This is a genomic window from Salibaculum halophilum, assembly GCF_002094885.1.
GTDB classification, from domain to species: Bacteria; Pseudomonadota; Alphaproteobacteria; order Rhodobacterales; family Rhodobacteraceae; genus Salibaculum; species Salibaculum halophilum.
The window spans coordinates 35,739-60,894 of record NZ_MSIT01000001.1 but is presented as its reverse complement, the minus strand read 5'-3'; the positions used below and the strand labels follow the sequence as shown (position 1 = coordinate 60,894).

The window sequence follows — 25,156 nt, the reverse complement described above, 5'->3', positions numbered from 1 at the left end:
GCAGGGCCATGCGCCCTGCCCCGTTCAACATGGCCGCCCACGTGCTGGCCCGGGCCGCCGACGACCCCGACAAGGTGGCCCTGGCGGTTCTCGGCCCCGCGCGGGCCAGCCGCTGGTCCTACGCCCGGCTGGAGGGCGCGGTGCGCGGCGTCGCCACCGGGCTGCGTGAGGCCGGGCTGACCCCCGGCGATCGGGTCCTCTTGCGGCTGGGCAACACGCCCGAGTTTCCCGTTGCCTTCCTGGCCTGCCTCGCGGCCGATCTGGTGCCGGCGCCGACGTCGCCGCATCTTACCGGCCCCGAGATCACCGAGATTTGCGGCACGCTCGCCCCGGCCTGCATTATCGCAGGCGATGGCATCGCCCTGCCCGATAACACCGCCCCGGTCATTCCCGCCGCGCAGCTCGCCGCCTGGCACGCGCTGCCGCCCGCGGACTACGCCATGGGCGACCCGGACCGGCCCGGCTATGTGATCTTCACCTCGGGCACCGGCGGCCGCGCGCGCGGCGTCCTCCATGCCCACCGTGCGATCCTCGCGCGGCAGCACATGATCCGGGGATGGCACGGCCTGACCCGGACCGACCGCCTGCTCCATGCCGGCGCCTTCAACTGGACCTACACGCTGGGCACCGGGCTGCTGGACCCCTGGACCATGGGGGCCACCGCGCTTGTCCCCGCGCCCGGCACCGACAGCGCTGCCCTGCCGCTCTTGTTGAAACGGCACGATGCGAGCATCTTCGCCGCCGTCCCCGGTGTGTATCGCCAGCTGCTGCGCGCACCAATTGCGCCTCTGCCGAAACTGCGTCACGGCCTGTCCGCGGGCGAGAAACTGCCCGAAACGACCCGCGCCGCCTGGCAGGAGGCCACGGGCACGACGATCCACGAGGCCTACGGCCTGTCGGAATGTTCCACCTTCGTATCGGGCGCGCCTGACGCCCCGGCGCCGGCCGGCACCCTGGGCTATCCGCAGGCGGGGCGGCGTATCGCCTTGATCGACGAGACCGGCCAGCAGGCCGAGCAGGGCACCATCGCCGTGCATCGCGACGACACAGGCCTGATGCTGGGCTATCTCGACCAGCCCGAGGCGACGGCCGCCTGCTTTGCCGGTGACTGGTTCCTGACGGGCGACATCGGCCACCGCACCGCCGCGGGCGCGATCCGCTACGAGGGCCGCGCCGACGACATGATGACAGCCGGCGGCCACCGCGTCTCGCCCATCGAGGTGGAAAGCGCCCTTGTCGCCCACCCCGGCATCGAGGAGGCCGCGGCGGTGGACTTGCGCGTAAAGGCCGACACCTCGGTCATTGCCGCCTTCTATACCGGCCCGGCACCCCTTCCCGAGGCCGAGCTTGCCGCTTTTGCGTCCCGTCGCCTCGCCCGCTACAAGTGCCCGAGGCTGTTCATCCACCGCGCCGCCCTGCCACGGGGGGCCAACAACAAGCTCTTGCGCCGCGTGCTGCGCCAGGAGTGGGAGACCGACCATGGTCAAGCTTGATATCTTCTCGGACCCCGTCTGCCCCTGGTGCTACATCGGCAAGACCAACCTCGACCACGCGCTGGCGCAGGTCGGCGACCACCCCTTCGAGATCGCCTATCACCCCTTTCAGCTCAACCCCGAGATGCCGCCCGAGGGGATGGACCGCCGCGCCTACCTCGACGCCAAGTTCGGCGGGCGCGAGGGCGCGGTGAAGGCCTATCTACCGGTGCAGGACCAGGCGGAACAGGCCGGGCTGACGATCGACTTCGAGAGGATCGCGCGCACGCCCAACACGCTGGACGCCCACCGCCTGATCCACTGGGCCGGGATCGAGCAGCGCCAGGGCGCGGTAGTGCAGGCGCTCTTCGAGGCCTATTTCACCGAAGGCCGCGACATCGGGCTGCGCGACACGCTGTGCGACATCGCCGACAGCGCCGGGATGGACGCGGCCGTGGTGGCCCGCCTGCTGGCCGCCGGAGCCGACGCCGAGGAGATCCGCAACCGCGACACCGAGGCCCGCAAGATGGGCGTGCAATCGGTGCCCACCTTCATCGTGGCCGGCCAGCACGCCGTGCCCGGGGCCCAGTCCCCCGATCTGTGGGTGCAGGTCGCCGGCGAGATCATGGCCAAGCTCGAGGATGCGGGCGATGCGCAATGACGGGATTTGGGGGCTGGTCGGGGCGCTCGCGGTCCTGATCGGGGGCGGCACGGTCTTCTATCATCTGGTCGAGGGCTGGTCCTGGGTCGACAGCTTCTTTTTCACGGTTGTGACGTTGTCGACGGTGGGCTACGGCAGCCTCGTGCCGCAAACGGTGATCGGCAAGCTGGCCACGACCGTATTCATTTTCGCGGGTCTTGGTGTCTTTGCCGCCGTGATCCGGCAGGTCAGCACCGTGACCCTGAAGGGCCGGATGCGCGCGCGCGCGCAGTTGCGTGAAGCGCGGCGCAAGACCGCCGAGGCGGAAAAGCGCCTGCAGGCCCACGAGGAAAAAGGACCGGACGCATGACCGATACCGCGGCGGTGCCGACCGCCCCGACCCCGCCGCGGCGCCTGCCGACGCCGGAATTCATCGCCCTGATGGCGATGCTCATGGCCTCGATCGCCTTCTCCATCGACGCGATGCTGCCCGCCCTGCCGCAGATCGGCGCGGAGCTGACGCCCGAGGCCCCGAACCTGGCGCAACTGGTCGTGACCAGTTTCGTGCTGGGCATGGGGCTGGGCACGCTCTTCACCGGGCCGCTGTCGGACCGCTTCGGGCGCAAGCCGGTGGTGATCGGCGGCGCGCTGCTCTACTGCGCGGCCGCGCTGACGGCCTATCTTGCGCCGACGCTGGAAACCCTTCTGGCCGCGCGTGTGGTCCAGGGGCTGGGCGCCTCGGCGCCCCGGGTGGTGGCGCTGGCGCTGGTGCGCGACCTCTACGCCGGGCGCGGCATGGCGCGGATCATGTCCTTCGTGATGATGATCTTCTCGCTTGTGCCGGCGATCGCGCCCAGCCTCGGCGCGGTCATCATCGACCTGTCGGGCTGGCGCAGCATCTTCCTCGCCTTCGTCGTCTTCTCGCTGATCGGCATGACCTGGCTGGGCCTGCGCCAACCCGAAACGCTGGCCGCCGCGGACCGGCGGCCGCTGCGGCTTTCGCTGCTCTGGGCCGCGATCCGGGACATGGCCGCGCATCCCACGGTGCGGCTCTCCATCGCCGTGCAGGCCCTCGCCTTCGGGATGCTGTTCTCGACCATAAGCTCGATCCAGCAGATCTTCGACGTGACCTACGGCCGGGCCGAGAGTTTCCCGCTCTGGTTCGGGGCCATCGCCATCGCCGCCGCCTCGGCCACGGTGCTGAACTCGCAGATCGTCATGCGCGTCGGCATGCGCGCCATCGTCAAGGCGATGTTCACCGTGCAGATCGGGCTGTCGGCGCTGACCGCGGCCGCGATCTGGGCCGGGGCTCTCGGCGGGCTGGAGTTCTACCTCTACGTGTTCTGGACGACCTCGGTGTTCTTCCAGGCCGGGCTGACGATCGGCAACCTGAACGCGCTGGGGATGGAGCCGGTGGGCCATATCGCCGGCATGGCCGCGTCGATCATGGCCTCGATCGGGACGGTGGGCGCGGTGCTCATCGCCGTGCCCGTGGGGCTGGCCTTCGACGGCACGCCGCTGCCGCTGGCGGTGGCGGTTTGCCTGTGTGCCTCATTGGCGCTCTGGCTGACCGCGATGATCCGGCGTGACACCGACTGAGCGGGGCGCACGGCCGTAACCGCGCGCTGTCGACAGCGCGCCCCGCCTGCGTCGACGCAGGCGGTCACGGGCCGTCGACGGCCCGTGTCAGGCCGGCTGCATCTCCTGCGCCTTCTTGGCCAGATCCTGCGCGATGGCGAAGGCGCCCTTTATCTTGTCGCTGTCTTTCGCCCAATCGCGGCGCACGACGATCTTGTTGTCCTTGACCTTGGCCAGGCCGCGCTGGTCCTTGATGAACTGCACGAGGCCATCCGGCGAGGCGAAGGTGTCGTTGTGGAACCGGATCGTCGCGCCCTTGGGGCCGCCGTCGAGGTGGCTGATCCCCGCGCGCTTGCACATGGCCTTGATCCGCACCACCAGCATCAGCGTGTTGACCTCCTTGGGCAGCGGGCCGAAGCGGTCGATAAGCTCGGCCGCGAAGCCTTCGAGCTCCACCTTGCTCTGCAAGCCCGACAGGCGGCGATACAGGCCCAGCCGCACGTCGAGGTCAGGCACGTAGTCCTCGGGGATCAGGACCGGCACGCCGAGGTTGATCTGCGGTGCCCACTGGCCGTCGTCGACCATGGTGGTCTCGCCCGCCTTGATCTTGGCGATCTGCTCTTCCAGCATCGACTGGTAAAGCTCGTAGCCGACCTCGCGCATCTGGCCGGACTGTTCCTCGCCCAGCAGGTTGCCGGCACCGCGAATGTCCAGGTCCTGGCTGGCCAGCGCGAAGCCCGCCCCCAGCGTGTCGATCGTGCCCAGCACGCGCAGGCGCTTTTCGGCCTGCGGGGTCAGGCGCTGGCGCGGGCGGTAGGTCAGGTAGGCATAGGCGCGCACCTTCGACCGCCCCACCCGGCCGCGGATCTGGTAGAGTTGCGACAGGCCGAACATGTCGGCGCGGTGCACGATCATCGTGTTGGCGGTGGGGATATCCAGCCCCGATTCCACGATCGTCGTGGCCAGCAGCACGTCGTACTTGCCGTCGTAAAAGGCGTTCATGCGGTCGTCGAGCTCGCCGGCGGCCATCTGGCCATGCGCGGTGACGACCGTCACCTCGGGCACCTCGTCGCGCAGGAAGGCCTGGATCTCGGGTAGGTCCGAGACCCGCGGCACCACGAAGAAGGACTGCCCGCCGCGGTAATGCTCGCGCAGCAGCGCCTCGCGGATCGTGACAGTGTCGAACTCGCTGACATATGTGCGGATCGACAGCCGGTCGACCGGCGGGGTGCCGATCACCGACAACTCGCGCACCCCCGACAGAGACAGTTGCAGGGTGCGCGGGATGGGCGTCGCCGTCAGGGTCAGCACGTGGATATCCGTGCGCAGCTGCTTGAGCCGTTCCTTGTGCTGGACGCCGAAGTGCTGTTCCTCGTCGATAATCAGCAGCCCGAGGTTCTGGAACTTCACGCTCTTGGCCAACAGCGCATGGGTGCCCACGACGATATCGGCCGTGCCCTTTGCCATGGCATCGCGGGTCTCGGCGGCCTCCTTGGTGCCGACGAAGCGCGACAGCGCCCGCACGTTGACGGGAAAACCGCGGAACCGCTCGGCAAAGCTCTGGTAGTGCTGGCGCGCGAGCAGCGTTGTCGGCGCGATCACCGCGACCTGCACCCCGGACATGGCGGCCAGGAAGGCGGCGCGGATAGCCACCTCGGTCTTGCCGAAGCCCACGTCGCCGCAGATCAGCCGGTCCATGGGCCGGCCTGATTCCAGGTCCTCGGTGACGTCCTCGATGGCCTGCAACTGGTCCTCGGTCTCCTGGTAGGGAAAGCGCGACAGGAACTGATCCCACATGCCCTCGGGCGGGGTCATGGCCGGGGCGGTGCGCAGCTCGCGTTCGGCGGCGACCCGGATCAGCCGTTCGGCCATCTCGCGGATGCGTTCCTTGAGCCGCGCCTTCTTGGCCTGCCAAGCGCCGCCGCCCAGCTTGTCGAGCAGGCCCTCCTCGTGGCCGTATTGCGACAAAAGCTCGATGTTCTCGACCGGCAGGTAAAGCTTGGCGCCCTCGGCGTATTCCAGCACCAGGCATTCATGCGCGGCCCCGGCGGCGCTGACCACTTCGAGCCCGAGATACCGCCCGATCCCGTGATCGACGTGAACCACCAGATCGCCCGGGGTCAGCGCCTGGGATTCGGTCAGGAAATTCTCGGCCTTGCGCCGGCGCTTGGTCTGGCGGATCAGACGGTCACCAAGGACGTCCTGTTCCGAGATCACCGTCAGGCGGCCCGCGTCCTGCGGCGCCTCGAAGCCGTGTTCCAGCGCCCAGACCACCAGGTGCAGCCCCCGCGGGCCGACCCGGGTGAAATCGCCGATGGGGATCGCCTCGGCGAGGTTCTCGTCCTCGATCAGGCCGGTCAGCCGCTCACGCGCACCATCGGAATAGGAGGCGATGACGACCGGGCCCTCTTGAAGTTTCGCGCGAATATGATCGGCCAGGGCCCCGAAAAGGCTTGCGCTTTCCTGCTGGCGCTCGGGCAGGAAATCGCGGCCCACACGCCCGCCCGCGTCGATCACCCCCGGCCCGGTCGCCTGTGGCAGGGCCGAGAACTGCAGAACGCGCATCGGGGCGGTGGCGGCCGCCCAGGCGTCGGGGTCGAGGTAGAGCGTTTCCGGCGGGGCGGGCTTGTAGACGGTATCAACCCGGCCCTTGGCGCTCATGGCTTCGCGCCGGGCGTCGTACTGATCGGCGATCGTGTCCCAGCGCGCCTGCCGCTGGGCTGCGTTGTGCTCGTCCAGCGTGAGCGTGGCCTCGGGCAGGTAGTCGAACAGCGTCTCCAGCCGCTCGTGAAAGAAGGCCAGCCAGTGCTCAAGGCCCTGATGCTTGCGCCCCGCGCTGACCGCCTCGTAAAGCGGGTCGTCGTTGCCGGCCGCCCCGAACTCCAGCCGGTAGTTCTGCCGGAACCGGGTGATCGCGGCCTCGTCGAGGATTACCTCGGACACCGGGGCGAGGTCGACCTTGTCGAGCTTTTCGGTGGTGCGCTGGCTGGCCGGATCGAAACGGCGCGCCCCGTCGAGGACATCGCCGAAGAGGTCCAGCCGCACCGGCCCGGTATGGCCCGGCGGGTAGATGTCGATGATACCACCGCGGATCGCGTAATCGCCCGGTTCGGTCACCGTGGGAGCCTGGGCAAAGCCCATCCGCACGAGGAACCCGCGCAGGGCCTCTTCGTCGATCCGCTCGCCCACGCGGGCGGTAAAGGCGGCCTCTTGCAGGACCGCACGGGCAGGGATGCGCTGGGTCGCGGCGTTCAGCGTCGTCAGCAGCACGAACCGCGCGGGCCGTTCGTGGACCAGCGCGGCCAGCGTGGCCATGCGCGCGGCCGAGATATCGGCGTTGGGCGACACCCGGTCGAAGGGCAGGCAGTCCCAGCCGGGGAAATGCAGCACCGGCATGCCGGGGTCGAAGAAGGCCAGCGCGGCGCGCATGGCTTCGAGCCGCTTGTCGTCGCGGGCGACGTGCAGCACCGGGCCGTCGCGCCGGGCCACTTCCTGCAGGATCAGGCGGGCGTCGAACCCCTCTGGGGCGCCGCCAACGGTGATATGTTCGGGTGCACTCATCAGCGCCTCACCTACCCCGCTGCCCTGCGGTGTCAATTCGCAATGCCTAGAAGCCGGGGCTGACGGCGAGGTTCTGATACATGCCGAACATGGCCGTGACGAAGATCGACACCATGCCGATGACCTGGGTCTTCAGCCGGTGGCGCCCCAGGTGCCGGTGCAGATCGGCACCTGCCGGATTTTCCTGCGCGATCCGCCGGGCCGCGGCAAGGCTGAGCGCCCCGACCATCGACAGCGGCAGCGCCAGCAGGAAGATTGCCTGCGCAAATTCGACTCCGTACCAGAAGGCGAGGATCGCCAGCGAGGTCAGGACGAAGGCCAGGAACCCCAACGTCACCGTCCCCGAGACGCGGCCGATATGCAGCAGGCGGTCGGCGTTGATGCGCACCAGTAGCTCCAGATCCTCCTGCGCCTTGCCACCGTGGCGCCGGGCGCGGGTGATCATGTCGTAGGGCACGCCCAGCACCCAGTGGTTGACCGAGGACCATATCACCGCAAGCCCGATCCAGAACCAGAGGTTCGAGAACGAGCGCATGTCGATGACTTCGAAAAGGGTGGATGTCCAGTTCACGGGGGATGGCAGCCTGTCGTGTTTTGCGGCAACCTATAGGCGCGCCCCGGCAATGCCCATACCCCGGTCCGGCAAAAAATCGGGGCGCGACCGCAGGTGTGACTGAAAGGCCAAGACCATGACCCAGCCCCGATTTCCCGCCGCCCGGCCGCGCCGGTTGCGGGCCACGCCGGCCCTGCGCGCCATGGTGCGCGAAAGCGCGCTGTCGCCGGCCGATTTCATCTGGCCGATCTTCGTCATGGCCGGTCAAGACGCCGAGGAACCGGTGCCCTCCATGCCCGGTGTCGTGCGCCGCACGGTGGACCGTGTCGCGCGGGCCGCCCGGCGGGCCGAGGCGCTGGGTATTCCGGCCATCTGCGTCTTTCCCTATACCGCGCCCGAGGACCGGACCGAGGATTGCGCCGTCGCCTGGTCGACCGACAACATCGCCAACCGCGCGATCCGCGCCATCAAGGACGCCGCGCCAGGGATCGCGGTGATGACCGATATCGCGCTCGATCCCTACAACATCAACGGCCAGGACGGCTATGTCCGGGGCGGCGAGGTGGTCAACGACGAAACCGTCGCCGCGCTTGTCCGCATGGCCCTGGCCCAGGCCGAGGCGGGGGCCGACATCCTCGGCCCCTCCGACATGATGGACGGCCGCATCGGCGCGATCCGCGATGCGCTGGAATCCGAGGGCCACCAGAAGGCAACCATCCTGTCCTACACCGCCAAGTATGCCAGCGGCTTCTACGGCCCGTTCCGCGATGCCGTGGGCGCCTCCGGCGCGCTCAAGGGCGACAAGACCACCTACCAGATCGACCCGGCCAATTCCGAAGAGGCGCTGCGCATGGTCGCCCGCGACCTGTCAGAGGGGGCCGACATGGTCATGGTAAAACCGGGGATGCCCTACCTGGATATCTGCCGCCGGGTGAAGGATCGCTTCGGCGTGCCGACCTTCGCCTACCAGGTGTCCGGCGAATACGCGATGCTGCGGGCGGCGGCGCAGAACGGCTGGCTCGACGGGCGCGCGACGATGATGGAAAGCCTGATGTGCTTCAAGCGGGCGGGCTGCGACGGCATCCTGACCTACTTTGCCCCCGAAGCGGCCGAGGTTCTGGGCGGCTGATTCTCGCGCAGGCCGGCGTCCGGGCATCTTTGTGCTGACAGGCGCGGCCCATGCGCCTATGCTAAGCCGCAAAAGCGGCAGAGACCGCCCCACAGGCACGAGGCGATATTATGAGCACCTATTCCCGACGCGGGTTCGCGCTTGGCGCACTGGCCACAACCGGTCTTGCCGCCTGCGGCAACGGCATCGGATCACGCGGCGGCGACCGCATCGACTCCCGCGTCGATACCACGCTGAATTTCATGTACGAACGTTTCCCCGGCACGCGTGACTTGGCCGAGAAGGCCTCGGGAATACTTGTCATGCCGCTGGTGACCGAGGCCGGATTCGGTCTGGGCGGCTCCTACGGGCGCGGCGCCCTTCGCATCGGCGACAGCACCGTCGACTACTACGCTATCGCGGGCGGCAGTGCCGGCTTGCAGATCGGCGCGCAGCAGTATTCCCACGTGCTGTTCTTCATGACCGACGAGGCGCTGATGGAGTTCCGCACCTCGCCCGGCTGGGCGCTGGGGGCCGATGCCGAGTATGCGGTCCGGTCCGAGGGCGGCAACCTGCGGGCCGAGACCACCACCCAGCTCGCGCCGGTCATCGCTGTGATCTTCGCCCAGGCGGGCCTGCGCGTCGGCGCCACCCTCGAAGGAACGAAGTACACCCGTATCATCCCCTGACATCAGGGGCCTGGCGCGCGCAATTCACGCCCGAAGGCGCGCGCCTGCGGGATCGAAGGGGGGCTCGGCCAGCACCACGCCGCGATGCGGCCGGCCAAGTATCATCACATCGACGGCCTGCCCTGGCGTGACATCGCTCAGGTAGGCCAGCGCCAGCGACATTCCCACCGAGTAGCCGTAGGCGCCGCTGGTCACGCGGCCCACGGGCGTGCCGTCGGGCAGAAAGATCGGCTCGCCGCCGGTGGCGTCGGCGCTGTCCACCTCTTGCACATGGACCAGTCGAAGTTCTTCACGCGGCGCATTATCCTTGACCTGCAAGTAGGCGGCCTTGTTCAGGAAATCCTTGTCCAGCTTGACCAGGCGATCCAGCCCGACCTCCTGCGGCCAGTATTCCGGTGAATACTCGCGGCCCCAGCTGCCATAGCCCTTCTCGACGCGCAGCGCCATCAGCGCGCGGCTGCCCACCGGCCCGCCGTCCTCGGCCTTGGCCGCGTCCAGCAGCGCCGCGTAAAGCCTGGGCTGATCCGCGGTGGCGCAGTGCAGCTCCCAGCCGAGGTCACCGGTGAAGGACACCCGCAGCGCCAGGCAGGTCACGCCGGCTACCTCGATCCAGGCCGAGCGCATGAAGGGCATGTCCGCAGTTGCCAGCGACGCATCCGTCAGCCTCTGCAGCGCCCGGCGCGACCCCGGCCCGGCGATGTTGAAACCGCACCAGCCCTCGGTCATGACCTCGAAGGTCGTCCCGGCGGGCCGCGGCACCATCTCCCAGAAGCGCTGGTGATAGCGTTCGGCCATGCCCGAGCCGATGACCCAGAACTCGTCGTCGCCCGGGCGTGTGACCGTGAAATCCCCCGCGATGCCACCGCGCACCCCGATCAGCGGCGTCAGGCAGGACCGGCCCACGGCGCGCGGCATCCGGTTGGCGAAGACGGCATTCAGCCAGTCCTCGGCCCCCGGGCCGGTGACGCGGTATTTCGCGAAGTTGGAGATGTCGATCACGCCGACGCTCTCGCGCAGCATCCGCGCCTCGCGCCCGACGCTGTCGAACCAGGGCTGGCGGGTGAACCCGGCGCTGTCGGGGGTCGCCGCGTCGAAATAGGCGGGATGTTCCCAGCCGTAGTTCAGCCCGAAAACCGCGCCGAGGTCCGTTTGCATTGCGTGGACGGGCCGTGTGCGCACGGGCCGGCCCGCGCTGCGTTCCTCGCCGGGGAAATGGACGGCGAAGCGGTGGGCGTACTGGTCGGCGACCCGCGCCTTGGTGAAGGCCGCATCGGCCCATTTGCCGAACCGGGCCACGTCCCAGGCGAACATGTCGTAGCGGGCCTCGCCGGTGGTGATCCAGTCGGCGGCCATCAGCCCCATGCCCCCCGACTGGCTGAAGCCGGGGATGATGCCGTTGCAGCAGAAGTAATTGCGCAGGTCCGGGTGCGGGCCGAAGAGGACATTGGCATCGGGCGACCAGATCATCGGCCCGTTGATGACGCGCTTGATCCCGGCCTCGGCCACCGCCGGCACGCGGTCGATGGCGCGCATCATGTTGTCCTCGATCCGGTCGAGGTCATCGGGAAAGAGGTCATGGGCGAAATCCGGCGGCGTGCCGTCCTCGGCCCAGAAGCGCACGTCGCGTTCATAGGCCCCGATCAGCAGGCCCTGGCCCTCCTGCCGCAGGTAGTATTCGCCGTCGCGGTCGGCCACCGACGGCAGGCGCCGGTCCAGCCCGGCGATCCGGTCCATGGTCTCGGTGACGAAATACTGGTGCTCGGTCGGTTGCAGCGGCAATTCGATCCCCGCCAGCGCGGCGACCTCGCGCCCCCAGAGGCCGGCGGCGTTCACCACCCAGTCGGTGCGGATCTCGCCCTTGGGGGTCTCGACGATCCAGCTGCCGTCGGGTTGCGGCAGCGTGGCGGTGACGGGCGTGAAACGCAGGATTTCCGCCCCCGCAGCCCGGGCGCCCATGGCATAGGCATTGGTCACGCCCGAGGGGTCGACGTTGCCGCCCTCGGGTTCGAACATGATGCAGCGCACCCCGTCGAAATCCACCAGCGGGTGCAGGCGTTCGGCCTCGTCGCGGCTGACCTCGTGGAAATTCATCCCGTAATAGCGCGCCTTGGCCGCCTGCAGCCGCAGCTGGTGTTCGCGCGCCTCGGTCTGCGCGAGGTAGAGCGAGCCGGGCTGGAACACGCCGCAGCCCTGCCCCGTCTCGGCCTCGAGATCCTTGTAAAGCTGCATCGTGTAGTGCTGGATGCGGCTGATGTTGGTGCTGTCGTGCAGCCCGTGGATGTTGGCGGCCGCGTGCCAGGTCGAGCCGCTGGTCAACTCGTCGCGTTCCAGCAGCACCACATCGGTCCAGCCCGCGCGGGTCAGGTGGTAGAGGATGGAACAGCCGATGACGCCACCCCCGATGACGACCGCCCTTGCATGAGTGCGCATGTTGTCTCTCCTTCGGCGCCAACCTGCGCGCGGGCGGTCACGATTCCTTTTCGCTTCGCGACGAATCCTGTCGCAACTGGGCTTTGGCGTGCGTTGGCGCGTCGCGCGCAGGTCGCCCGAAAGCGGGTCGCGGTTTTGCCCGGCTCGGCCATGCGGTATCAAAACGTGGAGTGAGGGGGAATGCGACGGAACACGACACGGTCTCGGCTCGGAGCGGACGCGGGAGCCCTCATGAAGAGCGCGACACAGCCTCCGCTGATCGGCGGCGATCCCGGCTTCGACGCGACCGCGGCGCGGAGGCACGGGTGAGCGTGGCGATCCTGATACCGGCGGCGGGGGCCTCGTCCCGGATGGCCGGGCGTGACAAGCTGCTGGAACGGGTGGACGGCCAGCCGCTGCTGCGCCGGATTGTGGCGCTTTGCATGCCTCACGGGCCGGTCTTTGTGACCCTGCCGGAGGCGGACCATCCGCGTGCCGCGGTCCTGCCGCAGGGGGCCCGCATCGTCGCGGTGCCCGATTGGCAGGAGGGCATGTCGGCGAGCTTGCGCGCGGGCAATGCCGCAATCCCGGCGGCACACGACCTGATCGTCCTGCCCGCCGACATGCCCGAGATCACCGGCGCGGATATCGCCCGCGTTGTCGCGGCGCGGGTCTCGGCTCCAGACGCCCTGATCTGGCAAGCCACGACGCAAGACGGCACACCCGGTCACCCGGTGCTTTTCGACGCCTCGGTGCGGGACGGCTTTGCCGGGTTGGGCGGCGATACCGGGGCGCGGGCGATCCTCTCGGCCCATGGCGGCCGGCGCCACCTCGTCCCACTGCCCGGCCAGCGCGCGCGCGTCGACCTCGACACCCCCGAGGACTGGGCCCGCTGGCGCCAAACCCGCCAATGAAATGAACCGGGGCGCCACATCGCGCCCCGGTCCGGTCTTGCGGCCCCGGGCGTGGACCCGGGGCGCAGCTGCATATCACTTCACGAGCAGTTTGGCCTCGTGCTTCTTGAGGGCACGGCGCGCGGACTGGTAGCCCTCCAGCCCCGGCTTGCCGGCCAGCTCCGGGAACAACTCGAAGATCTCGTTGCGCTGGCTGTTGCCAAGACCTTTGAGGCTGTAGTCGCCGGGCTGGAAGCTCTCGGTCCAGCAGCCGTTGGACAACACCACCTCGTGCCGGTCGAACATGAAATGGATGTAGCTTGTCTGCATCGCGTCCAGTTCATGCACACCCTCGCTGCCCACCAAGTGCTTGGCCGCGGCCAGAACCTCGCGCTCTTCGAAGTAGAGCTGCGTCAGGTCGCTGGCCACCAGCACGCGGTGGTTGGGCGAGACGACGGTGTCGCGCTCGGGCAGACCGTTGCCCAACGCCCCGGCCCTGATCAGGATCGGCTTGAGATGCGGATTGCGCGCCAGTTGCTGGCCCGTCATGTCCTTGCGGCCGACCCAGCGGATCTCCTGAATGCCGTTGTCACGGGTTATGATCCGGTCGCCCGCGCGCAAGTCCTCGACCAAGCGCTCGCCGCGCGGGGTGGCGATGGTGGTGCCGGGCGTGAAGCAGGGGATGACATTCTCGATCTCCTCGAAGGTCATCGTGGTGCCGTCCTGGAAGAACACGCGCCCGGATTCGGAATCCCCGGCCCCGCCGCCGACGCCGGGATCGGTATAGTCGATGTTCAGGACATTGGACCCGGTCAGGTCGAGCACGTCCACGTCGTCGGACTCGCCGTCGCCGTTCAGATCGGGGTCTTCGCCGCCAATGACCATGTCATCGGCACCATCGCCGGCGGTGTCCACGATGAAGAGATCATCTCCGAGGCCACCGTCCTGTTCGTCGGCACCCTGGCCACCGGTGAGGGTGTCCTCGCCCTCGCCGCCGGTCAGGTGGTCGTCGTCGACCCCGCCGTCGAGCGTGTCATCCCCGGTGCCGCCGACCAGCGTGTCGTCGTCGTCGGCCCCGAAAATCGTGTCGTCGCCCGCACCGCCGACCAGCGTGTCGTTGTTGTTGTTGGTGACGAGGTCTTCACCCGGGTCGTTGCTGTCGCCGTCGCCGTCCAGATCGTCGGGAAGGTTCAGCGCATCCGTCGGCCCCGGCGGCAGCCCGCCGTAGATGGTATCGTCACCATCGCCGCCGTAGATCTCGTCGTTGCCTTCGGACCCGGTGATCGTGTCGTCGCCTGCGCCGGCCTCGACGTAGTCGTCGTCGAAACCGGTGCTGATGTCATCATCCCCGGCCCCGCCAAACACAGTGTCGTCGTCATCCCCGGTGATGATGGTGTCATCGCCCGCGCCGCCCGAGACGATGTCCTTGTCGTCATTCGGGTCGGCATCCGCATGATAGATCCCGGGATAGCCGACATCCGGGCTGGGCAGGACCACGTCGGAACTGGTGTCGATGATATCGTCGCCGTCACCGCCATCGACGGTGTCGCTGCCGTTGCCGCCGGAGATCGTGTCATCCCCGTCGTTGCCCTCGATCACGTCATCGCCATCGCCGCCGACGAGCACGTCATTGCCCTCGGGGCCGGTCCCGGTCACCGGGATGGTCTCGAAGGTGACGTCCGAAACGTTGACCTGCTGGTCCGTGAATGCCTCGTTGTCATAGTCGATCGAGAGGTTGGACACCGGCCCGGCGATCGACACGAGGATCGAGCCCTTTTGCGCGGCCGGGATCACACCATCGTCGTGCTCGATGTCGCCGGTGGCCTGGTTGTCATCGACGATCTGGTCGCCGGTCTCCGAAGTGATCTCGACATCGACGGGATTGCCCTCGGCGTCCACGGCATTGATCGTGACGCGGTCGACATGCGTGTCGTGAGGGTTTGTCGCCAGGTCCACATCGTTGATGCGGAAGGTCACGTTCTGGACCTCGTCCCCGTAGGCCGGCGAGGTGGACGAGAAGTCGAGCGTGGTCGTCGACGTGTCGTCCCAGCCGCCTTCACCGCCCTTGCCGTAAAGCTCGAGGCTCGAGTCTGCGTCGAAGCCCTCGCCCGTCTCGACATACATCTCCTCGTCGGAAATGGTCGCCGTGGCGCCGTGGTCCTGCGGGTTATAGCCGATATCCACCGTGATGCCGCCGGCATCGTAGGTCGTGGTGCCGCTCAACTCGGTATGATCCGGGGCCACATCTTCCCAGACCAGCGTCTTGGCCTCGGGGGCGGGGTTCGCCACCCCGTCGGGGCCGTCCCCGACGATCTTGTCGTTGCCGGTGCCGCCGAAGATGGTGTCGTTGCCCGACCCGCCGGTCAGGTCATCATCGCCCGACCCGCCGTAGACCTCGTCGTCACCCTTGCCGGCCAGGACCGTGTCATCCCCGCCGTAAGCTTCGATCAAGTCGTCATCGCCGACATCTCCGGGCAGGATCGCGTCGTCATTGTCGACCATGTCGCCCTCGGGGTCGCCGGTGTAGGCCACGTCGATCACGTCGTCGCCGGCGGTGCCCTCTACGATGCCGTCGAGCTCGGCGGGCGTGTCGAAGTTCACGTTGTCAAGCGCGCCCGACCCGTAGAAGGTGACATCCATGGTCGCGACGCCCTCGATGCCGCCGAAATCGATGTCTTTCTGGCCGTTGTTCGAGGTCCCGTGGGTCTCGGCATAGAGGACATGGCCGTCTTCATCCTTCAGCTCGATACGCGCGCATTCCTCGACGTCGAGCAGGGTCAGCGAATTCATCGTCGAGGGATCCGAAAAGTCGAACCGGAGTGTGCCGCCGTCGGCCCGGTCGTCGGGCTCTGGGTGGTCGCTTCCCTCGTCGTCTCCTTCGTCGTCCTCTTCGTCGTCTTCTTCGCCGTCCTCCTCGTCGTCTTCCTCGCCGTCTTCTTCGTCGTCTTCCTCGCCGTCCTCTTCGTCGTCTTCCTCGTCGTCTTCCTCGTCGTCCTCCTCGTCGTCTTCTTCCTGGATGATCAGGACGTTGCCGAGGTTTTCGGTGGCCAGGTCGTCGTCGCCCCCGGTCGGATGGCTGGTGTCGAAGACCATTGCAGGCGTTTCATCGTCATTGACGTCGTCGTTCACGATCGACGAGATCGTGACCCCCTGCGCCTGGTATTCATCATCCACGACCGTTCCGGCATTCAGGTCATCGAAAGTCAGGTTCACGTTTGTCATCTCGGCGTCTCCCGTAAGCCACGCGCGCGGCCACTTGTCCAAAACATCCCCTCCGGAACACAGCCCGGATGGTGCCGACCCCAACGGGGCCAGCTGATCAATCATTGTCTTGTCACGACAGTGGAGCTGACACCCCAAGCTGCAGACAATCTGAAAACCGACTGTAGCATCGGCACGGTGCACCACGGCACCTCAGCCCCCGGGTTGAATGAGTAAACCCACGGCACGCTTTGAGAAAGGGAAAAATGTCGGAAAGATGTCCGCAACCGCCTGATTATGGTCGCGATTGGCTCTGGGCGACGGGCAAAAATCGCCGCTATACAAGTGGATTGTTTCGATTACGGAAATAACGACTGCCCAAAAGGACAGCCAACCCTCAAATCTGGCCCGAATTTTACCACCTGAAGGCGAGTTCACCGGTGATCGCGTCAGTCAGGCCGGGTGGGCTGGTGTCCTGGCTTTCTTCAAGTCGAGACAGAGCGGCCCGGCAACGGAAGTAAACAAGCCGTTATCGAATGCAGATCAATCCACGTGGCAATCCCGTATCTTTCTGCAAACGCGAACAATTTGATTCGCCTTCCGTAGGTTCCGCATCGTGAAATGTGGCGGGATCGTGATGGCGCGCCCCTGTCAGCGGCTGCTGTATTAACGCCGCGGACCCTGTGCGGCGCTGGTGCCGGTGGAGGGAATCGAACCCTCACGATGTTGCCATCGGGGGATTTTGAATCCCCTGCGTCTACCGTTCCGCCACACCGGCCGCCGAATTGGTCGATAACCGCGCGCCCGCGCGCGGTCAACGCGGAAACGGGGCCTCCACCTCTATTGACCCCCGGGGGGTTCCGTGGCCTAAGACGCTGCAACGATGCCTGCCATCCCGGACACCCGTATGATCCGCCGCCTATACGACTGGACCATGTCCATGGCCGACCACCCGCGCGCGCTCTGGGTGCTGGCCCTGGTGTCCTTCGTAGAAAGCTCTGTCTTTCCGATACCGCCGGATGTGCTGATGATCCCGATGATCCTGGCCGCACCGCGCCGAGCCTGGCTCGTCGCGGGCGTCTGCCTGGTGTCCTCGGTGCTGGGCGGGATGCTGGGCTATGCCATCGGGGCCTTCGCCTACGATTCCGTCGGCCGGCCCATCCTCGAGGCGCTGGGCAAGACCGAGTCCATGGCCGCCTTCAACCAGCGCTTCAACGACGTGGGCTTCTGGGCGGTGCTGGTCGCCGGGCTGACCCCTTTTCCCTACAAGGTCATCACCATCATGTCGGGTTGGACGGCGATGCCGCTGGGCACCTTCGTGGTGACCTCGATCCTCGCGCGCGGGCTGCGGTTTTTCATCGTCGCCGCGCTGTTGTGGAAATTCGGCGCCCCGATCCGCGATTTCATCGAGCGGCGCCTCGGGCTGATGTTCCTGCTGTTCTGCCTCGTGCTCATCGGAGGCTTTTACGTGGTGCGATACCTATGACCAGATCCGGATTGACCCTCGTGGCCGCCGGCGGATCATTCGCGTTGCTGGCCGGCGCCTTTTTCTTTCAGGCGCTGGGCTATCCGCCCTGCGCGATGTGCCTGTGGCAACGCTGGCCGCATGCGGCGGCGATCGTGATCGGGGCGGTCGCGCTGGTGGTCTGGCGCCCGGCGGGGCCCCTTCTGCTGCTGGGCGCGCTGGCGGCGGCCACCACGGCGGGTCTCGGTGTCTACCATACCGGCGTCGAGCGCGGCTGGTGGGAGGGGCCTGCCAGCTGCACCGGGGCGGGCGCGGGGCTGGGCGGCGACCTGCTGTCCACCGATATCGCGCCGGTGGTGATGTGCGACGAGGTGGCCTGGTCGCTCCTGGGGCTGTCCATGGCCAGCTACAACGCGCTGCTTTCCTTCGCGCTGGCCGCGCTGTGGGTGCTGGCAGCGCGCCGCTAACCGCGCCGCGTGGACAGCAGCAGGTTGGTTTCCGAGCGGGTGATGCCGTCCATCCGGCGGATGCGGAACAGGGTGTTGTCCAGTTCCACCAGCGTGCGCGCGCCAATCTCGGCGATCAGGTCCCAATGGCCGTTGGTCGAATGCACAGCCCGGACCTCGGGCATGACGGCAAGGGCACGCATCACCCGTTCGGTGCCGCGCCCCTCGATGCCCAGCATCATCAGGCCCCGCACCGGGTGGGGCGAGACGTCGGCGCGGGTCAGCACGGTGAAGCCGGCGATCTCGCCGCTGGCGCGCAGCTTGTCCAGCCGCGCTCGAACCGTGGCGCGCGTCACATCCAGATCATGCGCCAGTTCCGACAGGCTGGCGCGGCCGTCGCGTTGCAGGGCGGCGATCAGCTCATTGTCCAGATTGTCCATGATGTCTTACAGTTTTGTGCAATGATAACCCACTTTGCGCAATTTGACCAGTTCATGTCTGTGGTGTTCCGGGCGATCATGTCGGCATGGATCAAACGCACTGTATTCTCGTCGGCGCCCCCGTGGACAGCGGCAAGCGCCGCGCCGGCTGCCTCATGGGGCCCGACGCCTATCGCGTGGCGGGCCTGCCAGAGCAGTTGACCGCCCTTGGCCACAGTGTCGAGGACCGGGGCAACCTCTCACCTGAAACCCCGGCCCTGCCCGAGCACCCGCATATCCACGACCTGGCCGCCAATGTCGGCTGGACCCGTACCCTGGCGCACGCCGCGCGGCAGGCCGCGGCCGAGGGTCTGCCAATCTTCCTCGGCGGCGATCACGCGCTGTCGCTTGGGTCTGTCGCCGGCATGGCCGGTCACGCGGCAGAAGAGGGCCGGCCGCTGTTCCTGCTCTGGCTCGATGCGCATTCTGATTTCAACACGCCGAAATCGACCGAGACCGGGCACCTGCACGGCACGCCGGTGGCCTATGTCACCGGCCAGCCGGGATTCGATGACTTTCCACCGCTCGCCGCGCCCATCCCCACCGACCGCGTCGCCATGATCGGCCTGCGCTCGGTCGATCCGGCCGAACGGGCCCTGCTGGCCAAGACGGACATTGCGCTGACCGACATGCGCGCCATCGACGAACACGGCATCGCCGGGCCACTGGCGGCCTTTCTCGACAAGGTGCGCGCCGCGAATGGGCTGCTGCATGTCTCGCTCGACGTGGATTTCCTGGACCCCGGCCTCGCCCCGGCCGTGGGCACCACCGTGCCCGGCGGGGCCGGTTTCCGCGAGGCGCACCTCGTCATGGAGCTGCTGCACGACAGCGGCTGCCTCGCCGCGCTGGACCTCGTTGAACTCAACCCCTTCCTCGATGAACGCGGCCGCACGGCCAGCGTCATGGTGGACCTGGTGGCCTCACTCCTGGGGCGGCGCATCTTCGACCGCCCGACACGGAGCTACGCATGACCGATCCCTCCGAAAGGGCCCTCGTGCCTTTCGTTTCCGTCGAGAACATGATGCGCCTGGTCCACGAGACCGGGCTGGACGAGATGCTGCGCCGCCTGGCGGGCGCCATCGAGGCCGACTTCCTGCGCTGGGAAAGCTTCGACAAGACGCCGCGCGTGGCCAGCCATTCGCCCCTCGGCGTGATCGAACTGATGCCAACCGCGGACGGCACGCTCTACGGCTTCAAATACGTCAACGGGCACCCCAAGAACACGCACACCGGGTTGCAGACCGTCACCGCCTTCGGCCTGCTGGCCTCGGTCGAGACGGGCTATCCGGTGCTGCTGACGGAAATGACCCTGCTGACAGCGCTGCGCACCGCGGCCATGTCGGCGCTGGCGGGCAAACACCTGGCACCGCGCGGCGCCACCACCATGGCGATGATCGGCAACGGCGCGCAGTCCGAGTTCCAGTGCCGCGCCTTCGGCGCGATCTGCGGCATCGACACCGTGCGGCTGTGGGACAAGGACCGCGCGGCCACCGAGAAATGCGCCCGCAATCTGGCGGGCAGCGGGTTGACCGTGTTGCCCTGCGCCAGCGCCGAAGAGGCGATAGAGGGCGCGCAGATCCTGACCACCTGCACCGCCGACAAGCAATACGCCACGATCCTGTCCGACAACATGGTCGGCCCCGGCGTGCACATCAACGCCATAGGCGGCGATTGTCCGGGCAAGACGGAACTGGCGCCGGGCATCCTCGACCGGGCCTCGGTTTTCGTGGAATACCCGCCCCAGACCCGCGTCGAGGGCGAGATCCAGCAGATGGCAGAGGATCACCCCGTCACCGAGCTCTGGCAGGTCTTGGCCGGCAAGGCCGCAGGCCGCAAGGAAGCCGCGCAGATCACGCTGTTCGATTCCGTGGGCTTCGCGATCGAGGATTTCTCGGCGCTCAAGGTGGTCCGCGACGCCATAGCGGGCAGCGATCATTACCAGTTGCTGGACCTGTTGGCCGACCCGGACGACCCGCGCGATCTTTACGGGATGCTGGCCCGGGCCGTCTAAAGGGTTACAGCGACCTACGCGGTCTGACCGGCCTCAGTGGCAGGTCATCTCGCCCACGACGTTGCGCCATTCGCCCGGCGCGATCAGCTTGCGATGGGTAAACCGGACCGAGTGCAACCGGCCCTCTATCTCGGCCTTCCAGAAGTCGATGAACCCCATCAGCCTGTCGTGATCCGGCGCCAGGTCGTAGTCCTGCCAGATGAAGGTGTTGAGCACGCTGGGATAGTCCGGCATGCGGTAGAACATCTCTGCCGTGGTCAACCCGTAGCCGCGCAGCATCAGCTCCGTTTCTTGTGTCATATCCTGCTCCGCTGTCGTCATGGCCACTATGTGACGGCACCAGCGGTTAACCTGTCAATGAAAACAGGCTGTTGGCAGGGGTGCGCGGTGGCTGACAGCCGCGCGCCCCGGCCCCCATTGCACCCCATCCCTCGGGGGTGATATACCCTTTCAAACAATATCTTGACGGGTCCTGAAACGCGCGGCCCCAACAGGCAGACAACATGAGCGATACGCCCGAACCCCCGGAAAACGAAGACGAAAACCGGCCCGAGGGGCCGGGGAACGATGGCCCGTCGATCTCGATCTCGGACGAGATGAAGACCGCGTATCTCGATTACGCGATGAGCGTGATCGTCTCGCGCGCGATCCCCGATCTGCGCGACGGCCTCAAGCCCGTGCACCGGCGCATTCTTTACGCCATGCACGAGGCCGGCAACACCCACGACAAGCCCTATCGCAAGTCGGCTCGCGCCGTGGGCGACGTCATGGGGACCTATCACCCTCATGGGGACAGCGCGATCTACGACGCGCTGGTGCGCATGGCGCAGCCGTTTTCCATGTCGCTGCCGCTACTGGACGGCCAGGGCAACTTCGGCTCGATGGACGGGGACAACCCGGCGGCGATGCGCTACACCGAGGTGCGCATGGACAAGCCCGCCGGCGCGCTGCTCTCGGACATCGACAAGGACACGGTCGATTTCCAGGACAACTACGACGGCCGCGACCGCGAGCCCAGCGTGCTGCCCGCGCGCTTTCCCAACATGCTGGTCAACGGCGCGGGGGGCATCGCGGTGGGCATGGCCACCAACATCCCGCCGCACAACCTCGGCGAGGTCTGCGAGGCCACGCTGGCGCTGATCGAGGACCCCGACCTGTCGAGCGAGGCGCTGATCGACTACGTCCCCGGCCCCGATTTCCCGACAGGGGGCACGATGCTGGGCCGGTCGGGCGCGCGCAAGGCCTACCTGGAGGGGCGCGGCTCGGTCGTGGTGCGCGCCAAGGCACAGGTCGAGGAGTTGCGCAAGGATCGCTGGGCCATCGTCGTCAACGAGATCCCCTTTCAGGTGAACAAGGCGACGATGATCGACCGCATCGCCGAGGCTGCCCGCGACCGCAAGATCGAGGGCATTGCCCACGTGCAGGACGAAAGCGACCGGTCGGGCGTGCGCGTGGTGGTCGAGCTCAAGCGCGACGCCACCGCCGAGGTCGTGCTCAACCAGCTTTACCGGTTCACGCCGATGCAGACCTCGTTTGGTTGCAACATGCTGGCGCTGAACGGGGGCCGGCCGGAAACCCTCACCCTCCGCAAGTTCCTGAGCTATTTCATTGACTTCCGCGAGGATGTTGTCGCGCGCCGCACGGCCTACCTGCTGCGCAAGGCGCGCGAGCGCAGCCACGTCCTGTGCGGGCTGGCGGTGGCCGTGTCCAACGTCGACGAAGTGGTCGCGACGATCCGCTCCTCGGCCGACGCCCCCGAGGCGCGGCGCCGCCTGATGGAGCGGCGCTGGCCCGCGGACGATATCGTTGAATACCTGCGCCTGATCGACGACCCGCTGCACCCCGTCAACGACGACGGCACCTACAACCTGTCGGAAACCCAGGCCCGGGCGATCTTGGACCTGCGCCTGCAGCGCCTGACCCAGCTGGGCGTCAGGGAAGTGACCGAGGAGCTCGAGGACCTGGCCGGCAAGATCAAGGACTACCTCGATATCCTGGGCAGCCGCGACCGCATCATGGGCATCATCGCCGAAGAACTGCGCGAGGTGCGCGACCAGTTCGCCGTGCCGCGTCGCACCCAGATCACCGAGTGGTCCGGCGACATGGACGACGAGGACCTGATCGAACGCGAGGACATGGTCGTCACCGTCACCCAGGGCGGCTACATCAAGCGCACCGCGCTGGCCGATTTCCGCGCCCAGAAGCGCGGCGGCAAGGGCCTGTCGGGCGGCAGCCTCAAGGAGGACGATGTCGTCACCACGCTTTTCGTGGCCAACACGCACACCCAGCTGCTGGTCTTCACCACCGACGGGATGGTCTACAAGCTCAAGACCTGGCGCCTGCCGCAGGGCGGGCGCACTTCCAAGGGCAAGGCCATCGTCAATATCCTGCCGATCCCGGCCGGGGTTTCCATCGCCGCCATCATGCCGGTGGACCGCGACGAGAAGGACTGGAACGACCTGCAGATCGTCTTTGCCACCAGCGCGGGCGACGTGCGCCGCAACCGTCTGTCGGATTTCACCAATGTGAAATCCAACGGCAAGATCGCCATGAAGCTGCCCGAGGGCGTTAGCCTGGTGACCGCGCGCATCGCCTCGGAGGACGACGATGTCATGCTGGTCACCGACGCGGGCCGTGCGATCCGGTTCCGCGCGACGGATGTGCGCGTCTTCCAGAGCCGCGATTCGACCGGCGTGCGCGGCATCCGCCTGCCCGCCGGGGCGAGCGTCGTGTCGATGTCGGTGATCCGCCACCATGCGGCCAGCAGCGAGGAACGCACCACCTACCTCAAGATGCGCCGCGCCATGGCCGGGCTGACCGACGAGGCCGAGGTGGACGAGGACGAGGTGGCGCCGAACGCCCCGGCCGAAATCGACTACCCGGCGATGTCGGCTGCCGAGGACCTGATCCTGACCATCACCGCCAAGGGTCTGGGCAAGCTGTCGTCGTCGCACGACTACCCGGTGCGCGGGCGCGGCGGCCAAGGTGTCACCGCCTGGGAAAAGGCCATGCGCGGTGGCGATATCGTCGCCTGTTTCCCCGTCGACATGGACGACCAGATCATGCTGGCCACCTCCAAGGGCCAGTCGATCCGGGTGCCGGTGGACGGCATTTCCTTCCGCTCGCGCAGCGCCGGCGGCGTCAAGGTCTTCAACACCGGCAAGGGCGAAGAGGTCGTGTCGGTGGCCTGGATCGCCGACCAGGCCGCGGATCAGGCCACGGGCGAGGACTGACCACGCGGCCCCGGGGTTTCCCGCGGGCCGCGGCAACACTATTTGAGTGCGCATGACACAAACACTTCACATCGTCGGCGGTGGCATGGCCGGGTCCGAGGCCGCCTGGCAGGCGGCCAACGCGGGCCGCCGCGTGGTCATCCACGAGATGCGCCCGGGGGTCGAGACCTTCGCCCATCGCACCGGCCACCTGGCCGAGATGGTCTGTTCCAACTCCTTCCGCTCGGACGACGACGAGCAGAACGCTGTCGGCCTGCTGCACTGGGAAATGCGCCAGGCGGGCGGGGTCATCATGACCACCGCCGACGCGCACAAGCTGCCCGCGGGCGGCGCGCTGGCCGTGGACCGTGACCCCTTCGCCGAGGCCGTCACCGCCAAGCTGACGGCGCATCCCAATATCAGCGTCTCTTACGAGGAGATCGACAGCCTGCCCGACGACGGCCACTGGATCATCGCCACCGGGCCGCTGACCTCGGGCCCGCTGGCCGAGGCGATCCGGGCCGAAACGGGCGCCGAGGCGCTGGCCTTCTTCGATGCGATCGCCCCCATTGTCTATGCCGAGACCATCGACATGGGGCAGGCCTGGGAACAGTCGCGCTATGACAAGGGCGAAACCGAGGTCGAGCAAAAAGCCTACATCAACTGCCCGCTGTCGCGCGACCAGTACGAGGCCTTCATCGATGCGCTGCTGGCCGCCGACAAGACCGCCTTCAAGGAAGGCGAGACGGCCGGCTACTTCGACGGCTGCTTGCCGATCGAGGTCATGGCCGAACGCGGCCGCGAAACCCTGCGCCACGGCCCCATGAAGCCCATCGGCCTGACCAACCCGCACGCGCCCGCGGAAAAACCTCATGCAGTGGTTCAACTTCGCAGGGATAACGCGCTGGGAACGCTCTATAATATCGTCGGCTTCCAGACCAAGATGAAGTATGGCGCGCAAGGGGATGTCTTCCGCATGATCCCGGGCCTGCAGGACGCGAAGTTCGCCCGCCTCGGCGGTATCCACCGCAACACCTTCCTCAATTCGCCGACGCTGCTGGACGGGCAGATGCGGCTGAAATCACGGCCCAACATCCGGTTCGCCGGCCAGATCACGGGCGTCGAGGGCTACGTCGAAAGCGCGGCCATGGGCCTTCTGGCCGGGCGACTCGCCGTGGCCGAGATGACCGGCACCGCCCTGCCGCCGGTGCCCCAGACCACCGCCATGGGCGCGCTGGTCACGCATATCACCGGCGGGGCCGAGGCCAAGACCTTCCAGCCCATGAACGTCAATTTCGGGCTGTTCCCCCCGGTCGAGGGGCTCAAAGGCGGGCGGCGCGGCCGCAAGGACCGCTATCGCGCCTACACCGACCGCGCCAAGGCCGACTGGCGGGCCTGGCTGGCGGCTACGGCACTGGACGCCGCCTGACCCTGCCACT

The 25,156-nt window shown here is 67.5% G+C and carries 19 protein-coding genes and 1 tRNA gene; 13 read left to right on the top strand and 7 right to left on the bottom strand.

Features of this window, described 5'->3' with window-relative positions:
• Positions 1 to 8 precede the first annotated feature (8 nt).
• The 4 genes from BU124_RS00255 to BU124_RS00240 are packed head-to-tail and all read left to right on the top strand — an operon-like array spanning position 9 to position 3,711.
• Positions 9 to 1,493: a class I adenylate-forming enzyme family protein gene (locus tag BU124_RS00255; protein ID WP_084860439.1), complete on the top strand. Its 1,485-nt coding sequence runs from the start codon at positions 9 to 11 to the stop codon at positions 1,491 to 1,493.
• A complete protein-coding gene (locus tag BU124_RS00250; protein WP_084860438.1) occupies positions 1,480 to 2,133 on the top strand; it encodes a DsbA family oxidoreductase in 654 nt (217 codons plus the stop codon). The genes BU124_RS00255 and BU124_RS00250 overlap by 14 nt, the downstream gene beginning before the upstream one ends.
• A complete protein-coding gene (locus tag BU124_RS00245; RefSeq protein WP_245831555.1) occupies positions 2,123 to 2,482 on the top strand; it encodes a potassium channel family protein in 360 nt (119 codons plus the stop codon). The genes BU124_RS00250 and BU124_RS00245 overlap by 11 nt, the downstream gene beginning before the upstream one ends.
• A complete protein-coding gene (locus BU124_RS00240) occupies positions 2,479 to 3,711 on the top strand; it encodes a multidrug effflux MFS transporter (protein ID WP_084860436.1) in 1,233 nt (410 codons plus the stop codon). The genes BU124_RS00245 and BU124_RS00240 overlap by 4 nt, the downstream gene beginning before the upstream one ends.
• An 87-nt stretch (positions 3,712 to 3,798) precedes the next feature.
• Here BU124_RS00240 and mfd read toward each other — a convergent pair whose 3' ends face one another.
• Both mfd and BU124_RS00230 read right to left on the bottom strand, forming a co-directional pair.
• Positions 3,799 to 7,251, bottom strand: coding sequence for a transcription-repair coupling factor (gene mfd, locus BU124_RS00235; protein WP_084860435.1), 3,453 nt, complete (start codon positions 7,249 to 7,251; stop codon positions 3,799 to 3,801).
• A 46-nt stretch (positions 7,252 to 7,297) separates the two neighbouring features.
• Complete coding sequence (locus tag BU124_RS00230; RefSeq protein WP_084860434.1) at positions 7,298 to 7,822, bottom strand: component of SufBCD complex; 525 nt, start codon at positions 7,820 to 7,822, stop codon at positions 7,298 to 7,300.
• A gap of 118 nt (positions 7,823 to 7,940) precedes the next feature.
• Here BU124_RS00230 and hemB point away from each other — a divergent pair, with 118 nt between their 5' ends.
• Both hemB and BU124_RS00220 read left to right on the top strand, forming a co-directional pair.
• The gene (gene hemB, locus BU124_RS00225) at positions 7,941 to 8,933 is read left to right on the top strand and encodes a porphobilinogen synthase (protein ID WP_084860433.1); all 993 of its coding nucleotides are present in this window, start codon (positions 7,941 to 7,943) and stop codon (positions 8,931 to 8,933) included.
• A gap of 110 nt (positions 8,934 to 9,043) precedes the next feature.
• Positions 9,044 to 9,601, top strand: a complete 558-nt coding sequence (locus BU124_RS00220) for a lipid-binding SYLF domain-containing protein (RefSeq protein WP_084860432.1) — start codon at positions 9,044 to 9,046, stop codon at positions 9,599 to 9,601.
• A 24-nt stretch (positions 9,602 to 9,625) separates the two neighbouring features.
• Here the strand turns inward: BU124_RS00220 and BU124_RS00215 are convergent, their stop codons facing one another.
• The gene (locus BU124_RS00215) at positions 9,626 to 12,031 is read right to left on the bottom strand and encodes a GcvT family protein (RefSeq protein ID WP_084860431.1); all 2,406 of its coding nucleotides are present in this window, start codon (positions 12,029 to 12,031) and stop codon (positions 9,626 to 9,628) included.
• Positions 12,032 to 12,336: 305 nt separating this feature from the next.
• Between BU124_RS00215 and BU124_RS00210 the strand changes: the two genes are divergently transcribed.
• Positions 12,337 to 12,924 carry a nucleotidyltransferase family protein gene (locus BU124_RS00210; RefSeq protein WP_245831552.1) on the top strand — a complete coding sequence of 196 codons (588 nt, stop codon included), beginning with the start codon at positions 12,337 to 12,339 and terminating at the stop codon, positions 12,922 to 12,924.
• A 75-nt stretch (positions 12,925 to 12,999) separates the two neighbouring features.
• Here BU124_RS00210 and BU124_RS00205 read toward each other — a convergent pair whose 3' ends face one another.
• Both BU124_RS00205 and BU124_RS00200 read right to left on the bottom strand, forming a co-directional pair.
• Entirely contained in the window at positions 13,000 to 16,125 is a 3,126-nt protein-coding gene (locus tag BU124_RS00205) for a Hint domain-containing protein (protein WP_245831550.1), read from the bottom strand.
• A 671-nt stretch (positions 16,126 to 16,796) separates the two neighbouring features.
• Positions 16,797 to 16,882 (bottom strand) — tRNA-Leu (locus tag BU124_RS00200).
• 129 nt (positions 16,883 to 17,011) lie between these two features.
• On the opposite strand from BU124_RS00200, the gene BU124_RS00195 reads away from it, so the two are divergent.
• Positions 17,012 to 17,590, top strand: coding sequence for a YqaA family protein (locus BU124_RS00195; RefSeq protein WP_084860430.1), 579 nt, complete (start codon positions 17,012 to 17,014; stop codon positions 17,588 to 17,590).
• Positions 17,587 to 18,036: a disulfide bond formation protein B gene (locus BU124_RS00190; protein ID WP_084860429.1), complete on the top strand. Its 450-nt coding sequence runs from the start codon at positions 17,587 to 17,589 to the stop codon at positions 18,034 to 18,036. The genes BU124_RS00195 and BU124_RS00190 overlap by 4 nt, the downstream gene beginning before the upstream one ends.
• Here BU124_RS00190 and BU124_RS00185 read toward each other — a convergent pair.
• Positions 18,033 to 18,455: an Lrp/AsnC family transcriptional regulator gene (locus BU124_RS00185; RefSeq protein ID WP_084860428.1), complete on the bottom strand. Its 423-nt coding sequence runs from the start codon at positions 18,453 to 18,455 to the stop codon at positions 18,033 to 18,035. The genes BU124_RS00190 and BU124_RS00185 overlap by 4 nt on opposite strands.
• Positions 18,456 to 18,541: 86 nt before the next feature.
• On the opposite strand from BU124_RS00185, the gene rocF reads away from it, so the two are divergent.
• On the top strand, positions 18,542 to 19,465 hold the full coding sequence (gene rocF / locus BU124_RS00180; RefSeq protein ID WP_084860427.1) for an arginase: 924 nt from the start codon (positions 18,542 to 18,544) through the stop codon (positions 19,463 to 19,465).
• Positions 19,462 to 20,505 (top strand): ornithine cyclodeaminase, encoded by a 1,044-nt coding sequence (locus tag BU124_RS00175; RefSeq protein WP_084860426.1) that lies wholly within the window; start codon positions 19,462 to 19,464, stop codon positions 20,503 to 20,505. Before rocF ends, BU124_RS00175 begins: the two co-directional genes overlap by 4 nt.
• Before the next feature lie 33 nt (positions 20,506 to 20,538).
• Here BU124_RS00175 and BU124_RS00170 read toward each other — a convergent pair whose 3' ends face one another.
• The gene (locus tag BU124_RS00170) at positions 20,539 to 20,805 is read right to left on the bottom strand and encodes an usg protein (RefSeq protein ID WP_084860425.1); all 267 of its coding nucleotides are present in this window, start codon (positions 20,803 to 20,805) and stop codon (positions 20,539 to 20,541) included.
• Between the two features lie 203 nt (positions 20,806 to 21,008).
• Between BU124_RS00170 and gyrA the strand changes: the two genes are divergently transcribed.
• On the top strand, positions 21,009 to 23,738 hold the full coding sequence (gyrA, locus tag BU124_RS00165; RefSeq protein WP_084860424.1) for a DNA gyrase subunit A: 2,730 nt from the start codon (positions 21,009 to 21,011) through the stop codon (positions 23,736 to 23,738).
• 52 nt (positions 23,739 to 23,790) lie between these two features.
• Positions 23,791 to 25,146, top strand: coding sequence for a methylenetetrahydrofolate--tRNA-(uracil(54)-C(5))-methyltransferase (FADH(2)-oxidizing) TrmFO (gene trmFO / locus BU124_RS00160; RefSeq protein ID WP_084860423.1), 1,356 nt, complete (start codon positions 23,791 to 23,793; stop codon positions 25,144 to 25,146).
• Positions 25,147 to 25,156 lie beyond the last annotated feature (10 nt).

Bases quoted from the DNA above. Each gene is read 5' to 3' on its own strand.
- BU124_RS00215 (WP_084860431.1), bottom strand. From the start codon at position 12,031: ATGCGCACTCATGCAAGGGCGGTCGTCATCGGGGGTGGCGTCATCGGC.
- BU124_RS00255 (WP_084860439.1), top strand. From the start codon at position 9: ATGCGCCCTGCCCCGTTCAACATGGCCGCCCACGTGCTGGCCCGGGCC.
- mfd (WP_084860435.1), bottom strand. From the start codon at position 7,251: ATGAGTGCACCCGAACATATCACCGTTGGCGGCGCCCCAGAGGGGTTC.
- BU124_RS00185 (WP_084860428.1), bottom strand. From the start codon at position 18,455: ATGGACAATCTGGACAATGAGCTGATCGCCGCCCTGCAACGCGACGGC.
- rocF (WP_084860427.1), top strand. From the start codon at position 18,542: ATGGATCAAACGCACTGTATTCTCGTCGGCGCCCCCGTGGACAGCGGC.
- BU124_RS00240 (WP_084860436.1), top strand. From the start codon at position 2,479: ATGACCGATACCGCGGCGGTGCCGACCGCCCCGACCCCGCCGCGGCGC.
- BU124_RS00195 (WP_084860430.1), top strand. From the start codon at position 17,012: ATGATCCGCCGCCTATACGACTGGACCATGTCCATGGCCGACCACCCG.
- BU124_RS00250 (WP_084860438.1), top strand. From the start codon at position 1,480: ATGGTCAAGCTTGATATCTTCTCGGACCCCGTCTGCCCCTGGTGCTAC.
- BU124_RS00205 (WP_245831550.1), bottom strand. From the start codon at position 16,125: ATGACAAACGTGAACCTGACTTTCGATGACCTGAATGCCGGAACGGTC.
- BU124_RS00190 (WP_084860429.1), top strand. From the start codon at position 17,587: ATGACCAGATCCGGATTGACCCTCGTGGCCGCCGGCGGATCATTCGCG.
- trmFO (WP_084860423.1), top strand. From the start codon at position 23,791: ATGACACAAACACTTCACATCGTCGGCGGTGGCATGGCCGGGTCCGAG.
- BU124_RS00220 (WP_084860432.1), top strand. From the start codon at position 9,044: ATGAGCACCTATTCCCGACGCGGGTTCGCGCTTGGCGCACTGGCCACA.
- gyrA (WP_084860424.1), top strand. From the start codon at position 21,009: ATGAGCGATACGCCCGAACCCCCGGAAAACGAAGACGAAAACCGGCCC.
- BU124_RS00170 (WP_084860425.1), bottom strand. From the start codon at position 20,805: ATGACACAAGAAACGGAGCTGATGCTGCGCGGCTACGGGTTGACCACG.
- BU124_RS00245 (WP_245831555.1), top strand. From the start codon at position 2,123: ATGCGCAATGACGGGATTTGGGGGCTGGTCGGGGCGCTCGCGGTCCTG.
- BU124_RS00175 (WP_084860426.1), top strand. From the start codon at position 19,462: ATGACCGATCCCTCCGAAAGGGCCCTCGTGCCTTTCGTTTCCGTCGAG.
- hemB (WP_084860433.1), top strand. From the start codon at position 7,941: ATGACCCAGCCCCGATTTCCCGCCGCCCGGCCGCGCCGGTTGCGGGCC.